This window comes from Sinobacterium norvegicum (genome assembly GCF_923077115.1).
GTDB lineage: Bacteria > Pseudomonadota > Gammaproteobacteria > Pseudomonadales > Sinobacteriaceae > Sinobacterium > Sinobacterium norvegicum.
Genome location: NZ_CAKLPX010000001.1, coordinates 1,539,967 through 1,555,207, shown reverse-complemented (window position 1 = coordinate 1,555,207; position 15,241 = coordinate 1,539,967). Strand labels below are relative to the sequence as shown.

At 54.1% G+C, this 15,241-nt stretch carries 13 protein-coding genes; 7 read left to right on the top strand and 6 right to left on the bottom strand.

Annotated elements, in window-relative coordinates; genetic code table 11:
* Positions 1 to 67 precede the first annotated feature (67 nt).
* Positions 68 to 763: a hypothetical protein gene (locus tag L9P87_RS06920; protein ID WP_237443945.1), complete on the bottom strand. Its 696-nt coding sequence runs from the start codon at positions 761 to 763 to the stop codon at positions 68 to 70.
* Between the two features lie 104 nt (positions 764 to 867).
* Between L9P87_RS06920 and L9P87_RS06915 the strand changes: the two genes are divergently transcribed.
* Positions 868 to 2,025 (top strand): acyl-CoA dehydrogenase family protein, encoded by a 1,158-nt coding sequence (locus L9P87_RS06915; protein ID WP_290368484.1) that lies wholly within the window; start codon positions 868 to 870, stop codon positions 2,023 to 2,025.
* Positions 2,026 to 2,036: 11 nt separating this feature from the next.
* Entirely contained in the window at positions 2,037 to 3,617 is a 1,581-nt protein-coding gene (locus tag L9P87_RS06910) for a carboxyl transferase domain-containing protein (protein ID WP_237443944.1), read from the top strand.
* A gap of 17 nt (positions 3,618 to 3,634) precedes the next feature.
* On the opposite strand, the gene L9P87_RS06905 is transcribed toward L9P87_RS06910, so the two are convergent.
* The 3 genes from L9P87_RS06905 to L9P87_RS06895 all read right to left on the bottom strand — a co-directional run bounded on the left by L9P87_RS06905 (position 3,635) and on the right by L9P87_RS06895 (position 6,978).
* Positions 3,635 to 4,006 (bottom strand): TfoX/Sxy family protein, encoded by a 372-nt coding sequence (locus L9P87_RS06905; RefSeq protein ID WP_237443943.1) that lies wholly within the window; start codon positions 4,004 to 4,006, stop codon positions 3,635 to 3,637.
* Positions 4,007 to 4,013: 7 nt separating this feature from the next.
* Complete coding sequence (locus tag L9P87_RS06900; RefSeq protein ID WP_237443942.1) at positions 4,014 to 4,391, bottom strand: VOC family protein; 378 nt, start codon at positions 4,389 to 4,391, stop codon at positions 4,014 to 4,016.
* 103 nt (positions 4,392 to 4,494) lie between these two features.
* Complete coding sequence (locus L9P87_RS06895; RefSeq protein WP_237443941.1) at positions 4,495 to 6,978, bottom strand: penicillin acylase family protein; 2,484 nt, start codon at positions 6,976 to 6,978, stop codon at positions 4,495 to 4,497.
* Positions 6,979 to 7,515: 537 nt separating this feature from the next.
* Between L9P87_RS06895 and L9P87_RS06890 the strand changes: the two genes are divergently transcribed.
* Positions 7,516 to 7,938, top strand: coding sequence for a hypothetical protein (locus tag L9P87_RS06890; RefSeq protein ID WP_237443940.1), 423 nt, complete (start codon positions 7,516 to 7,518; stop codon positions 7,936 to 7,938).
* 56 nt (positions 7,939 to 7,994) lie between these two features.
* On the opposite strand, the gene L9P87_RS06885 is transcribed toward L9P87_RS06890, so the two are convergent.
* On the bottom strand, positions 7,995 to 10,526 hold the full coding sequence (locus L9P87_RS06885) for a penicillin acylase family protein (RefSeq protein ID WP_237443939.1): 2,532 nt from the start codon (positions 10,524 to 10,526) through the stop codon (positions 7,995 to 7,997).
* A 188-nt stretch (positions 10,527 to 10,714) separates the two neighbouring features.
* On the opposite strand from L9P87_RS06885, the gene L9P87_RS06880 reads away from it, so the two are divergent.
* From L9P87_RS06880 to L9P87_RS06865, 4 genes are all read left to right on the top strand, one after another.
* Complete coding sequence (locus L9P87_RS06880; RefSeq protein WP_237443938.1) at positions 10,715 to 11,365, top strand: PadR family transcriptional regulator; 651 nt, start codon at positions 10,715 to 10,717, stop codon at positions 11,363 to 11,365.
* Positions 11,366 to 11,411: 46 nt separating this feature from the next.
* A complete protein-coding gene (locus tag L9P87_RS06875; RefSeq protein WP_237443937.1) occupies positions 11,412 to 12,050 on the top strand; it encodes a DUF4253 domain-containing protein in 639 nt (212 codons plus the stop codon).
* A 108-nt stretch (positions 12,051 to 12,158) separates the two neighbouring features.
* Entirely contained in the window at positions 12,159 to 13,514 is a 1,356-nt protein-coding gene (locus L9P87_RS06870) for an aldehyde dehydrogenase family protein (RefSeq protein ID WP_237443936.1), read from the top strand.
* Between the two features lie 94 nt (positions 13,515 to 13,608).
* A complete protein-coding gene (locus L9P87_RS06865) occupies positions 13,609 to 14,613 on the top strand; it encodes an LLM class flavin-dependent oxidoreductase (RefSeq protein WP_237443935.1) in 1,005 nt (334 codons plus the stop codon).
* A gap of 50 nt (positions 14,614 to 14,663) precedes the next feature.
* On the opposite strand, the gene L9P87_RS06860 is transcribed toward L9P87_RS06865, so the two are convergent.
* Entirely contained in the window at positions 14,664 to 15,158 is a 495-nt protein-coding gene (locus tag L9P87_RS06860; RefSeq protein ID WP_237443934.1) for a MarR family winged helix-turn-helix transcriptional regulator, read from the bottom strand.
* Between the last annotated feature and the right edge of the window lie 83 nt (positions 15,159 to 15,241).

The window sequence follows — 15,241 nt, the reverse complement described above, 5'->3', positions numbered from 1 at the left end:
TAGTAATAAAAACCGACAATGACAAAGTTTTAAAAATATTTTTACAGCAATTTAAAACCAGTCAGGGTTACATTTTATAACCTATTGAAAGGCTTATGATGGTGCCGTCATAGTTATCGTGGTAGATATCGTCAGAGAAACTAAAGCGCAGTGCCTGCTGGCGTACGGCGAGGCCGATTTCGGTGTTTTTTACCGGTAACACAGCAATGCCTGCACCGGCATACCAGCCGTAGCCAAAGCCAAATTCACGCTTGCTGCCGTCGATAATAATGGTGCCGTTCTGGCTCTCGGGCAGATTTTCTGGATCCTCCTGCTGTTCCTGCGCCACGGAGGCGACGGCCAGCATAGGACCGGTCGAGACATGAATACGGGCATACTCGCTGAGCTTGATGTCGCCCAGCACACCGAGGAAGGTGCCGAACATAAATAGTTCATTATTGACTTTGATCTTCAGTGTGCCGCCGCTGCTATCGCTCTTGGCGGCATAGCTGATGTCATCATTTTGCCAGCTGACCAACGCACCGCCCTCATAGCCGTAGCGAAAGGTCTCACCGCCGAGAATTTTTTGCACCCCGGCATTAATAAAAGGCAGGTCATCTAATTCGCCGCTGTAGCTTTGGCTGCCATCGAATACCGTGGTCTCACTATCATTGAGCTGTAGCTGACCCAATTGAATAAAACCGTATTCGATAGTCGGTTCGGCAACGGCACTGACTGAAGCCAATAAGGCGGCGGTAAAACAACAGGGGGCTATACTGTTCATAGTGAGGGCTCTTGCTGGCAAATCTTATAGGTATTGTCTGATACCCAGCATAACAGTTTGAAACTCCGAGTGTTAAGCGAATAAGAATGAAAATGGAAGACACTATGCCGATGTTAAATTTTGCTCATGGCGATGATCTTGAGCAGTTGTCACAACTGGTGTGGCGCTTTGCCCAGCGTGAGATCGTACCGCAGGTGGCTCAGATCGAGCAGCACGGTATCGACCGGTCGTTGTGGGCGGCTATGGGGGCGCTGGGACTAAGCGGTGTCACCGTCAGCCCCGCCTATGGTGGCAGCGAGCTGGGGTATCTGGCGCAGGCCATTATTATGGAGCAACTGAGCCGCGCCAGTGCCTCGTTAGGCCTGTCCTATGCTGCTCATGCCAACCTGTGTGTTAATCAGTTGTCGCGCTACGGCAGTGAGGCGATAAAGCAGCGCTTCTTACCCGGCCTACTCGATGGCAGCCTGATTGGGGCGCTGGCGATGAGCGAGGTTGGCGCCGGCTCCGATGTGGTCAACCTCAGCCTCAAGGCGACGACTACCGGCAGCGACTACAGTCTCAGTGGCGAGAAAATGTGGATAACCAACGGTGCCATTGCCGACCTGTTTATCGTCTACGCCCGGCTCGATAATATCGCCGGTGCGGCGGGTATTAAGGCCTTTATTGTCGAGCGAGATGTCGCCGGCTTCAGCAGTGGCCGAGCAATCGATAAGTTGGGCATGCGAGGCTCGACCACGACGCCGCTGTATTTCGATCAGTGCGTGGTGCCTGCAGCGAATGTATTGACCGATCAGACGACGGGGGTGGCGGTGTTAATGTCTGGCCTGGCCTATGAGCGGGCGGTGTTGGCTGCCGGGCCACTGGGGATTATGCGGGCCTGCTTGGACACGGTTATTCCCTATGTGCGAGAGCGGCAACAATTCGGCAAGCCACTGGGTGAGTTTGAGTTGGTGCAGGCCAAACTGGCCGACATGTACAGCCGCTATACCTCGGCCAAGGCCTTGGTGTATGCCGTCTGCGGCGCTGCCGACAGGGGTGAACCGATCAGCCGAGATGCCGCCACGGCTATTTTGCTGGCGGCGGAAAACGCCACCCAGGTCGCGCTCGATAGCATTCAGTTGTTAGGGGGCAATGGTTATACCTCAGATTATCCCTGTGAGCGCTTTCTTCGCGATGCCAAATTGTATGAAATTGGTGCTGGCACCAGTGAAATTCGCCGCATGCTAATCGGCCGATCACTGTACAGTAACCGTGATTTTTAGCAGGGAAAACGATGACCTATCAACCGATAAAAAGTGCTGTAGACGGTAACGATGAGCGTTATATAAAAAATGCCAGTGCTGCCAAAAAAGCGGCGACCGAGTTGGCCGATATCAAGACTAAAATCGCCGCTTCTCTGCCCAGTAAGTACCCACAAAGATTAAGTGTTAGGGCGCGTATAGAGCGGTTGATTGACAGCCGTAGCGAGTTTTTTGAAATCGGTATGTTGGCTGCTTATGCGGTTTATGATGAGCACTTGCCGGCGGCGGGTTTGGTGGTCGGCGTCGGCAAGGTATGCGGTGTACGCTGTATGATTTTTGCCAACGATGCGGCGGTCAAAGGCGGCTGTTATTTTCCGCTGACAGTGAAAAAGCATCTGCGTGGTCAGGCAATTGCGCAACAAAATAAACTGCCCTGTCTGTACTTGGTCGATTCGGGGGGGGCTAATCTTGCCCTGCAAAGCGAGTTGTTTGCCGATGCCGATGGCTTTGGTCGCATTTTTTATCAGCAGGCGCGAATGTCTGCCGAGGGCATCGCCCAGTTTGCCGCGGTCATGGGCAGCTGTACCGCCGGCGGTGCTTATTTGCCGGCGATGTCGGAGGAAACCATTATCGTGCAGCAACAGGGCACCATTTTTCTTGCCGGCCCGCCGCTGGTTGAGCAGGCCATCGGTGAGATCACCGACAGTGAAACCCTGGGCGGCGGCCATATGCACTGTTCAACATCCGCCGTCTGTGATTATCTGGCCGTCGATGACGCCGATGCCATTGCTCAGCTGCGCAGTTTGGTGGGGCGGTTACCGGCGAGTTATTACCGCGGTGCACCGTTAAAATCAATCAAGCCTCCGCGCTATGCCGCAGAGCAAATTTACCCGCTCATCCCCAGCCAGGCCAATCAGCCGGTGAATGGTTATGAGCTGATAGCGCACCTGGTCGACGACTCGCAGTTCGATGAGTTTAAGGCCTTATATGGGCGTACACTGATCTGCGGCTTTGCCCATATTAAGGGCATGCCTGTGGGAATTGTTGCCAACAACGGCATCTTGTTTTCTGAGTCGGCAATCAAGGGAAGCCATTTTATTCAGCTCTGCTGTCAGCGAAAAATCCCGCTGGTATTTTTGCACAATGTCACCGGCTTTATGGTTGGCACCAAGGTTGAGCAGGAGGGGATTGCCCGACACGGCGCCAAGTTGGTGACGGCGGTGGCCTGTGCCGATGTACCGAAAATCACCCTGATTACCGGTAACAGTTATGGTGCCGGTAATTACGGTATGTGTGGCCGTGCCTACAATCCCAGTTTTTTGTTTCTCTGGCCTAATGCTAACACTGCCGTTATGGGAGGGGCGCAGGCGGCCGGTGTTTTCGATGCGATTGCAAAAAAAAATAAAAAAATAAAAAGACCGAATAATAATGTTGATAGTCAGGACTTGATCGAGCAGTATCAGGCGCAGTCGACGGCGTATTACTCGTCGGCACGGTTGTGGGATGATGGCATTATTGATCCGGCCGACAGCCGAGCGGTGATTGCCGAGAGCCTGTCAATTTGCCTCACTCAGCCAGTCAAAGAGAGTCGCTTTGGTGTCTTTAGAATGTAGCGATAAGCGATCAGTTTTTATTTTTTCGCCTTGGTTTTATTCTTCTTACTGAGTGCCGCCCTTAAGGCAGCCTCATAGGCGATGTTGCCCCAGTGTCGCATGGCGTCGATATCGTCAAACACCTGCTCCGGTGCCTGGAAGTAGTTGAGTGAAAACTGTTTGTCCTTTTTGAAGTAGCTAAACGGTTCGAGGCCGAGATCGGTAAAGTGTGTTTTGCTGGTCTCGTCGACCTTGAGGTACAGCGTGTGGTCGGCGATAAGGGCAAACATTAAACCCTCTAAAAAAAGCCCGAAGCCGCCAAACATCGGCTTGCTGATAACCGGGCCGATACCCTGTAGCAGCTCGCAGCTGAAATCGGCAAACTCACGCTGCTGTTGTCTTGTCGTCATGGGCTGCTCAATCCTGTGGATGACGTTCGTGATAGCAGTCAGACCATACCGCAAACTCGTTCCCTGAGGGCTCGATAAAATGAAAACGGTGACCACCGGGGAAGGCGAAGATTGTTTTTTTAATCGTGCCACCGCAGTCTTCGACCGCGGTGAGTGTGGTGGTCAAATCCTGGCTGTAAAAGACCAGCAAGGCGCTGCCATTATCGGCCTTGGATGACATTGGTGCGCGGTAGAAACCGCCATCCAGCCCCCGGTCGGCAAAGGCGATATAGTCGTCACCGTAATGCTCAAAGGCAAAATTAAATACTGCCTCGAAGAAGGCCTGGGTGGCTTCGAGGTCGCAACCGGGGAATTCAACGTAGTTTATTTGATGATGGATATGCATGTTTTCGCTCCCTTAAAACTGCATTTAGTCTAGCAGAATCGAGGGCTGATTAGACACAAAAAAGCCGGCTCAGAGGCCGGCTTTTTAAGGCGCTGCAGCGCTGTTACTTGGCGCTAAAACCGGCGAACTGCTTGTTGTCGATATCCTTAAAGTAGCGAATACAGCGGTTCTTATTGCGGAAGCTGGGGGCGACAAAGTCTTTGTAGCCACCGGAGAGGCATTGATCAACCCCTTCTTTTAATACCGTGGTGCTGAGCGCAGCGGCCTTAACCTCGGCAACGGTAAACGGAATGTCGACCATCTCACCGGCGGAGAACAGTTTGCTCAGGTCGCTGTAATGCGGCGATGTTGGGTCTGAGGATTGCGAGTAAGACACCACGCCCTTGACCTTGACGTTGTCGGCGGTCAACTGTGTGGCCATCACCCAGCTGGCCGATGAGCCGGTAACATCCGGGTAGCCCTGTTTGCTGATCGGGTCGTAGGCCATCTTGTTGAAGACACCTTCGAACTCTTCCCCGGCCGGCATCGGAATTTTTTCACCGTTGCGGGTAATGTATTGAATATCACCCAATACCGCATCGGCTGGGATATTGACCTCCTGTAATACCAGTACCGCCTTGGCTAATGCCTGCAGCACTTCAGGGTTGTTGTTGGTGTCCAAACCGCGGGGCGTGTTGACCGGGTCGTTGAGGTCGAAGGCGACGGTGTAATTAAACTGCTTGGGTAACCAGCGGGTAAACTCACCGCCGTTGGCGGCGCGTAAGAACTCGCGGAACAGGTGGCTGCCGCGGCTGTCGATGTCGGCGGTGAGGCTCCATTGGCTCAATACCTGACAGGCCTGAGTCAGGTCGACCTTGTTGCCATCGACGCTGACGGCGGGATTTTTGCGGCACAGTGTGACCACATCATCGCGCAGAATCTGGCCGGCGTAGTGCTGGTTGCTGAGCATGCGCTCGACCAAGTTGTCGAGGTCAAAGCCTTTGCCGACCAGGCCGTCGTTGCCGTCGATACGCTGCTGCACCATGGTCAAGCCAGAGCGGGTACGCAGGGTACGCTCGCTCTTCGAATTACCCTGAACTGCAGGAATACCATTGAACGGTACGTTGGGGTTGGCCAGCCAGTAACTGTCGTTGGAGTTGGTGGCATAGTCGTTGCGAATAATCGCCGCCTGTTTGCTGGCTCCCATTAAACCAGGCACGGCGGAATCATCATCGGTATTCCAGGCGCACTTGCTGCTGTTGCCCTGAAACATCGGCGGCTTGAAGACGCAGTCTTTGAGCTGCTGGTCGGTGTAGTTAACAATGGGGCCAAGGTCGCCATACATCGCCTGGCCCTGATTATCGACGGCAATAGTGTTGATGCCCGGTGTCGATTGGTAGGTGTTGATTGCCTGCTTTAATTCGTTGACGGTGCTGGCCTGTGCCATAGCCATGGCACCGCCCTGGAAGCCGCGGGCGCCTTCGTTGGCAATCCGCAAGCTAACGCCGAAGCCTTCCATCCAGGGGAATTTTCCGCCGACCATATAACCGTTGTTAGCCTTGTAAAAGGTGTGCTGTTGTTCGATCAGCCTGCCCTCGCCAGCCAATACATTGGCGCTGACGGTGACCGCTTCGATGGCCTGTTCCTTGCCATCGAAGCTATAGGCCATCGGGTTGCCGGGTACTAGGTCGAGCTTGTAAAACATATAGGCCTGAGAGGTCGACACGGTATTGGTCCAGGCGACATCGCCGTTGGTGCCAAAGCCAACATGGGCGCGTTGGGCCTGGTTGGCACCGAGCATGTTGCTGACGCCGGGAATGATTTGATGCATCGCATACATGCGGAAGTCGAAGTTTTTCCACTCTAAGTGCGGGTTGGCAAACAGTAGGCTGGAGGCGCCATCCTTACTGGCGTCTTTACCAATGGCGACGCCGTTACTGCCCTTGTCGCTGGGGTTGTAGAAGCTGGCGGCGTAGGCGGATAAGTCGCGGTCGGTCATGGCGACGGTAGTATTGATTGTCGCGGCGGTAGTGCCCGGTGTCGCTGCGGCCTTGGCTGCCGGTGGCTTGGCGGCTAATAACAGCGGTGAGAAGTTAGGCAAAAAGGCCGGTGTCAGGTGAAAGCGACGCACATCATCGGCGGTCAGCGGCTGAACCCAAGCAGCACCGCCACAGGCGGGGTCTTTAATGTTGTCGATGCCGGTATCGCGCAAATAGCGGTTGAAACCGGCGGCATAGCCGGCGAAGAGGCGGTCGAATTCTTTGTCGACCTTCTCGTCATAAATGCCTTCTGCTGCTAATAGCTTGTAGAAGAAGTCGGAGCTGATATTGGCGTTCTGTTCACCGGGGCCGAAGTTGGCCGCCAGCTCACCGCGAAACTTCAGGGCATTCTTACTCTGTTTACAGAAGTGATCTTCGGCAGCGGCAAAACCGGTGCCGTAACCAATACTGCCCCAGTCGTCGGCGATAATATGAGGAATACCACCGCTGGTGCGGTAGACCGTGGCATCGAAGGCGGCGTTTTTGGCGCTGGCGGTGCCGGCGGCAGTCAACAGGGTTAGCAGGGTTGCTGCGGCCAGTGGCGTTCGCTTAAACAGTGGGCTTAACACGGTGAAATCTCCTCACGGGTATTGTCTTTATTATGCTCGCCAACGCTGGGTTATCTGATGAATAACGGTAAATAAAACATAGGGTCGGCTGGGGCTGTTTGACGGGGAGGGTATTACTCCCACTAGGAGCAAACTTACGCGGCCAGCTGATCAATGTAAATAACGCTGAGGGTACCATTTTGTAATGCGGCGATGGCATTTGTCCTATGCGCTGCCCCACGGTGCTTGGGAGGGCAGGCTCGTTTCGGTAAACACAGCGTTGCAGCAGCGATGGCTGTCTTGCAACCGTATGTTGATTGTTCAGATGGTGTAGCGGTGACCGCTGACAATGAGGCTAGCCTGATGGCGGATTAAGCCGCTATCCCCGCGGCTCTGCTTTAGAATAAATGCACAAAAATGATAAAAAATGAATTTAAAACAAACCTTGCTAATACAGATATTTAAATCGGATTGCTGTTTATATAATCGCGCCCACAGAGCCGCCATGCTCTATAGCTATTGGCGAGAAATATTCTTATAGATTCAGAGGTTTTGATCATGAAAATGGTAAAGGAAGTGGCTGCATGCAGCGTGATTGGCACAGTGGTGATGGTGGGATACGGTGTGGCATGGAGCTGGGTGAGTGTCGCCAGTATCGGCATGGGAGCTGTTTCGGCGTTGATTATGGCGGTGATCGTTAAACTGTCGGTGGCGTTTGAAAAGATTACCTCGGCATTTTGTTTGCAGCAACAGTCCTGGGCCAAGGCTAAGCGGGTGTTGACCTCGTGGCTTATCTTGGTCGGATCCAAGGTCGCGGCAATGGGCGCCATCGTGATTCTGTTCGGTGACCAGGTACAGTTTTCCGGGCCGGTCAGCGGTGTGCTGGCCTTCTACCTTACCATCGTCTCCATTTTGATTATCGAGTCGCTGATCAGTAAGACGGCGAAAAGATATCGGCAGCAACCCGTGGCTGCCGAGTAAGGTGATCAAATCCTCCCCTTGCCAGCTCAGGCAGGGGTGGATTGAGGTCTTTGGCCTTAGTTGCTGAACTCACCGGTGCGGTTTTCATCGACGGCAACGAAATAGTTGATGCATTCGTTTTCATCGGCGAAGACCGCGAAATTTTCCCAGCCGTTGTCCTGACACTCTTCAGCGCCTTCGGTCAGCGCCAGGGTAGAGGTTGCCTGGTCGATAACGTCGGCCTCGGTATAGGGAATGTCAATCAGCTCACCGACGGCAAACTGTTTGGTCATATCGGCATAGTGTTCAGAGGTATTGTCGGAGGACTGCGAGTAGGCGGTGACACCTTTGACGGTGGTCGCCTCTGGCGTTAGCTTGGTCACCATTACCCAGCTGGCAGAGGAGCCGGTGACGTCGGGGTAACCCTCGGTGCTGATGGTATCGTAACCCATTTTGTTAAATACTCCCTCGAACTCTTCACCGCCGGGCAGGGCGATACGCTGATCATTACGGGTAATCGATTGGATATCCCCGAGTTTGGCATCGAGAGCAATACCGGCATCGGTAATGGCCTTGACGGCGGTGCCCAGGGCAGTCAACACGGCGGCGTTATTGGCAGGCTCGGTGTCCAGGCCGCGAGGCGTGTTAACCGGGTCACTGTTATCGTAGGGCACGGCATAGCTGAAGCTATCGGGCAGGTGACGATAACTGCTGTTGGCGGCACGTAGGAACTCGCGGAATAGATGGCTGCCCTGGCTGTCGAGGTTGGCGGTCAGATCCCAGTCAGTTAATACCGTACAGGCCTCGGTCAGGTCGACGGTGACCAGCTCGACCACCTCGTCGCTGTCATTGATGTCGATATCGACACTGCCGGCGGCCTGACACAGGGCGACCACATCATCGCGCAGTATCTGGCCGGCATAGTGTTGGTTACTTAGCATGGTGTCGAGAAAACCCTGCTGGTCGAAGGTGCCGGCGCCATCAATTTGTTGCTGAATCATGGCCAGGCCACTGCGGGTCCGCAGAGTACGCTCAGAGCTATTGTTGCCGTGCAGACTGACATAGTCCTCGCCGATGGGGGCGTTGGGGTTGGCCAGCCAGAAGCTGTCGTTGGAGTTGGTGACATAGTCGCTGCGGATCAGCGCCGGCTGCTTGCTGGCCCCCATCAAACCCTGGTCGGTGGAATCGCTGTCGGTATTCCACACGCAGGCAGAGCTGTTACCGGCATACATTGCGCCGCCGTACAGGGCGCAGTCTGTGACCTGTTGCTCGGTAAAGTTGATCACCGGGCCGAGATCGCCGTACAGTGTGTTACCGCTGCTGTCGGCGGCAATGGTATTGATACCCGGCGTCGATTGATAGCTGTTGACTGCGGTTTTAAGCTCTTCGACCGTGGTCGACTGTGCCATGGCCATGGCGCCACCTTGGAAACCGCGGGCGCCCTCGTTGGCAATACGCAGGCTGACACCGAAGCCATCCATCCAGGGGAATCGGCCGCCAACCATATAGTTATCGCCGGCCTTATAGAAGCTATGGCTGGCGCTGTCCTCACCCAGCACCTCGGCGGTGACGTCGATTTTGTTGATGGTTTTCTCTTCACCGTCGAAGGTATAGGCCATCGGGTTGCCTGGCACCAAGTCGAGTTTGTAAAACATATAGGCGGTGGAGGTGGACACGGTATTAGTCCAGGCGACACTGCCATTGGTGCCGAAGCCGACATGGGCACGCTGGGCCTGGTTGGCGCCGAGCATATTGCTGACACCGGGAATGATTTGGTGCATGGCATACATGCGGAAATCGAAGTTTAACCAGTCTAAATGTGGGTTGGCAAACAACAATCCGGCATTATCCTCGGTCAAATCTTTGCCGATGGCGACGCCGTTACTGCCCTTGTCGGTGGGGTTGTAGCTGCTGTTAATCATGGCCAGTAATTCACTGGCTTCGGCATGGGAAAGATCTTTTTTGGGGGGGTGCTGCGGTGATTTCTTGGTGACCTTTGCCACCGACTCCGGTGGTTTTGCCGGCAGGATGAAACTGGCAAAGTTTGGGAGAAATGCCGGTGTTAAGTGGAATTTCTTCACGTCATCGGCGGTCATCGGGATGACCCACTCAGCGCCGGCGCAGGCCTGGTCGGTGATGTTGTTGAGGCCAATATCGCGGATGTAACGATTAAACCCCGCCGCATAGCCGGTGAATAGGGTATCAAATTCTGGGTCTATGTCGGCGTCGTAAATGCCCTCGGCAGCGAGCAATTTAAAGAAGAAATCTGAGTCGAGATTGCCGTTACCATTCTCGCTGTCGGCGTCATCGTCGGCGCCAAAATATTTGGCCAACTCGCCGCGGAATTTCAAGATATTGCGCGATTGCTGACAGAAGTGATCCTGGGCGGCGGCGTAACCGGTGCCGTAGCCAATACTGCCCCAGTCATCGGCAACAATATGCGGCACGCCGCCCTCGGTACGGTATAGCTTGGCGTCAAAGGCAATCTTGCTGCCCTCGGTGATAGTCGCCATAGCGGTATCGTTATTGTTGTCGTTATCGCAGGCGGTAAGCAGCAGCGACAGCGAGGCGATCAAGATGGGCAGCGGTTTTCTGATAGCGGTTAGCATCTGGTTATCTCCGTCAATATTGTTATTTTTTGGCCGTTTTTCATTAGGTTTTTAATCGGCATTTGGTCTGTAAGCGGTGGTCTTGTTGCGTGCAACAACAGCGCCTTATCCCTATACTCCTGTCGGGAGTAAAAAAACTACTCCGGTTGGGAGTAAAAGTAAAGTGCAATAAACGGTACTATTTGTTAATGAAACTACAATTGAATACCACTGATTACGCTATATTGGGCCTGCTTCAGCGCCGGCCTTGGTCTGCCTATGAGTTGACACAGTACATGCGTGAGAGCTCGATCAAGGCGATATGGCCGCGGGCCGAGAGCCGTCTTTATGAGAGCCCGAAGAAGCTGACGGCGATGCTGTTGGCCGAGGCGACGAAGAATAAAGTAGGCAAGCGCACGCGGACGGTCTATCGCATTACCGTGGCGGGACAGGCGGCGTTGGATGAGTGGTTGGCTGAGCCCGGCAAGCCGCTGACCATCGAGCATGAGGCCATGTTGAAATTGGTCTTTGGTGATATTAACGAGGCGGCGCAACAGCAGTCGATGCTGGATAATATTGGTCAGCAGGTTGAGCAACATATCGAGCAACTGCAGCACGCCTATCGGGGGCTGTTAGCCCATCAGAGTCACCCGCAGGACTCGTCACCGGTGCCGAGCCAGCGGGTGGCACAGAATCTGTTAGTTAATCGCTACATTGAAGAGTTGTTAGCAGGGCAGAAGAAGTGGCTGAGTTTTGCTAAGGATTTTGATCGACAGTGGCATCAATGTGATACTGAAGAACAAAAAAAGGCGCTGATTTCTGCCCAGTACCAAGCCTCACTGGGCTTGGATAAATCGTGACGTCGAGGCTGAACAGCATAATGATGACGCTTGTTATTGAGGTGATATGCATTTTCTAGTATTGATTGCGCTGTTTCTAGTCATTATTTATTTTTTTAAAACACTGGGGGTTTTTGGTCAGCAGGAAGAGCTGGCAAAGCCGCAACCCGACTCCAAGGCGCAGGCGATGCAGGTACTCGATGCGCTGGCATTTGGTCAGTGTCCCGCGCGGGGTTTCTTCACCCGTGGTGAACAGCAATCCGATGACGGCATCTCTGTTGAGATGTCCTATCAATCGGCATTGCAGGCGATGCCGTTAATCCGCCAGCAGCTGCCAAGCGGCTTGGTGGCCATGATTGGTAAGCGTCAGTTTAATCGCAGCGATGTTGCCGAGGTTGTGGTGGCACCGGTGGCCGACCAATTTGAATTTTTGCAACTGATGCAGACCCGGTCGGACGAGCCTCAGCGCGATAGTAGCGAGCTGGTAGCAGTGTTAATGCAGTGGCACCAACGCTATGGCCTGGCACTGTACCGGGTCGATGTTGAAGGCGTCAGCTTCCGTCTGCTCCGCCAGCCGGAGGACAGTGCGGCACTGGCCAGACAGTTGGCTGACTTCTGCCCTGGGGCTGTGGCGCCTGGTTGCGGCTCACTGGAAGATTTGCAGCAGGCTGTGGTCGAGGGTGATGTCAGCCTGTGGTGGGACTAAGCCCTGCCGTGTTGTTGCTGGAGTGCGCGGGTTAAAACTTGGTCATAATATAGCGGCCTTGCCGTGCACAATGATAAGGTTTATTACTTGCTAAACAGGATGTTCAAAATGACAACAATAAAATCAATCAATCCCAGTAATGGCAGCCTTGTCGGAGAAGTCGCCGTCACCTCCGCCGCCGAGCTTGCCGACATTGTTGAGAAAGCGCATCGAGCGAGAAAACAGTGGTGGCAAACATCGCTGCAAGACCGCGCTCAATGCTTTAAAAACGCCGCCCCTGTACTGATCGAAAACGCCGAAAAAATAGGCCGTTTAATCAGTGCCGAAATGGGTCGACCAGAACAGCAGGCTATTGGTGAGGCGACCATGGTCGCCACAGCGCTGGCCACTAAAGTCGATGCCGTGGTAGAGGCGTTAACCCCTCACTGTATCGAAGATGAGCAGACATCGACCACGTTTCACTACGACCCCCTCGGAGTCTGCGCCGCCATCACGCCGTGGAATTTCCCCGTTAATATGGTGCAGTGGATGGTGTTGCCGGCGTTGATGGCCGGTAACCCGGTTATTGTTAAGCCCTCCGAGCACACACCACTGTGTACCCAATTATATTTGCAGACGCTGCAGCAGTTCTTCCCGCAGGATGTACTGCAAATTGTTCAAGGCGGTAAGGAACAGGGCAGAATGCTGGTTAACAGCGATGTCCAGTTGATCGCTTTTACCGGCTCCCGTCGTGCCGGCCAGCAGATCTTGAGCGATGCGGCCAAAGACTTTAAGCGTATTATACTCGAGCTTGGTGGCAAGGACCCGCTGCTGGTCTTGGCCGATGCAGATATCGCGGCGGCGGCCAGCTTTGCCGCTCAGAACAGCTATTACAACAGTGGCCAGGTCTGTGTCTCGTCAGAGCGGATGTATGTCCATGAATCCGTGGCGGCGGAGTTTGAGCGTTTATTAATTGAGGCGACAGCCGATGTGACTGTGGTTGCCGGGGATTTGCAGCAGTCGACCATGGGGCCGATGGTGGCTGATTTTCAGCGCCAGCATGTGTTAGACCAATTGAACACAGCCAAAGCGCAGGGCGCCGAGGTATTGTACGGTGAAGATCAGCATCCGCCGGGCTATGTCATGCCAACGGTGTTAAGAGTCAAAGACACCATGGATATTATGCAGGAAGAGACCTTTGGTCCGATTTCCTGTGTCCGTCATTATAGCGACATTGATGAAGTGTTAGAGGTCATCAATGCCTCCGATTACGGCCTCAGTGCGGTGATTTTTGGTACCGATATTGCCGCCGCCACAGAGGTGGCAAAAGCGATAGAAACCGGCATGGTCGGTATCAACAAGGGGTGTGGCGGCGCCCAGGGTTCACCCTGGGTTGGCGCCAAGGAAAGTGGCTATGGTTATCACGGCGGTGTCGCCGGTGATCGACAATTTGCCCAGGTGAAGATTATTTCTACCCCCAAGTAAGTTGCTGGTCGAGCGGGGCTCTCCGCTCGACTGTTATCGGCTTCCCTGCGATGTCTGCATTCACAGACTGTGTCAATCGACGTATAGTCTGTCGATGACTATAAAACTCTCTGTTCTCGATCAATCCCTGGCGCAATCCCCCGACAGTGCCGCACAAGCGTTACAGGAAACCTTGGCGATGGCGCAGTGGTGCGAGCAGCTGGGTTATCATCGCTTTTGGGTCTCTGAGCATCATGCCTTTCCCTCGGTGGCTGGCAGTGCGCCGGAGGTGCTGATCGCCGCCCTCGGTGCCGCCACTGAGCATATTCGTTTGGGCTCGGGCGGTATTATGCTGCCCCATTACAGCCCCTATAAAATGGCCGAGGTTTTCTCGCTGTTAGCCAACCTCTATCCCGGGCGTATTGATCTCGGCGTGGGGCGGGCGCCGGGGGCGGATATGTCGACGGCAATGGCATTGGCGGCGAATAGGCGACCGAACTTCGAACAGTTCCCACGGCAGGTGGCAGAACTCTGCGACTACCTATGGCGGCCTGTCAGCGAGCCGATAGTCAGCCCGAAGCCGACGGCCGACCAGCCGGTGTGGATGTTAGGTTCGAGCATCGATAGCGCCTTGTTGGCTGCCGAGAGAGGCCTGCCCTATAATTTGGCCGCCTTTATTAATCCACAGGCGGCGCCGGATATCGTTGCCTATTACCGACAGCGTTTTCAGGCCAATACACAGCCGGATTACCGTACTGAACAACTGCAGGCACCTTATGCCATTCTAACAATCAGTGTATTCTGTGCCGATACCGAGGCCAGGGCGCGACTGCTGCAGCTGACCCATGACATCAATCTGTTCCGCTTTTTCACCGGCCAGTCGACCGGCGCCTTTCTCACCCCGGAGCAGGCAGAGCACTACGAGATCAGCCAGCAGTTAGCGGCCTTTATTGCCAGTCGTGATGACAGTCGTGCCGTCGGCACGCCCCAGCAGGTGAGACAGCGTGTCGCCACATTAGCCAAGCGTTTTGATGTCGATGAGATTATGGCGGTGACTAATATGTATTATCTGGACGATAGAAAACGCTCTTTTGAACTGCTCAAACAGGCCTTTGTATAACACCAATACAGTAGCACGTTGTCATCGCAGCAATCGGAACTGTTAGCAATCTACTTCGCTTGTAGCCGGTTGAGAATTTCTTCCGCCAGCGAATAGCGACTGAGGTTTTCCTCGGCGACAGCCAGGCCCTGCCAAAAATCGCCTTCGATAACGGCCAAGCGCTCCTCGGTCACATCTTTAATCACCTGCCAGACAGACAGCAGCTCGTCTTTCAATAGCTTGTTGGCCTTGCTGGTCAGGTAGATTTTGAGAATCCGCTCGTCGTTTTTGTGCGCCTTACGGGCACAATAGCCTTGTTTTTCTAGCTGCTTTACGGTCTGACTGACCGAGACATGGGTGATTTTTAGCTGCTCGGCCATTTCGGTCACTGATAGCCCGGCCTTACCCTGTTTGTGCAGCAGTGATAAGACGGGGAAGTGCCGGGAGTTGAGTTCAATATCTCGTCGTTTGTAGACCTTGTTCACTTCGCCACTCATGGCATCGCTCAGTCGTCGAAAGCGGCTGCCCAAGGCCAGCCCGCCCATATCGGTAATCCAATCGCTCATACTACTTAGTCGCTTATGGTTGGTTGTCATTATATTGCTACGCATTATCCTAGTAATAGTCGCCGCTCTCAAGCTATAATGCA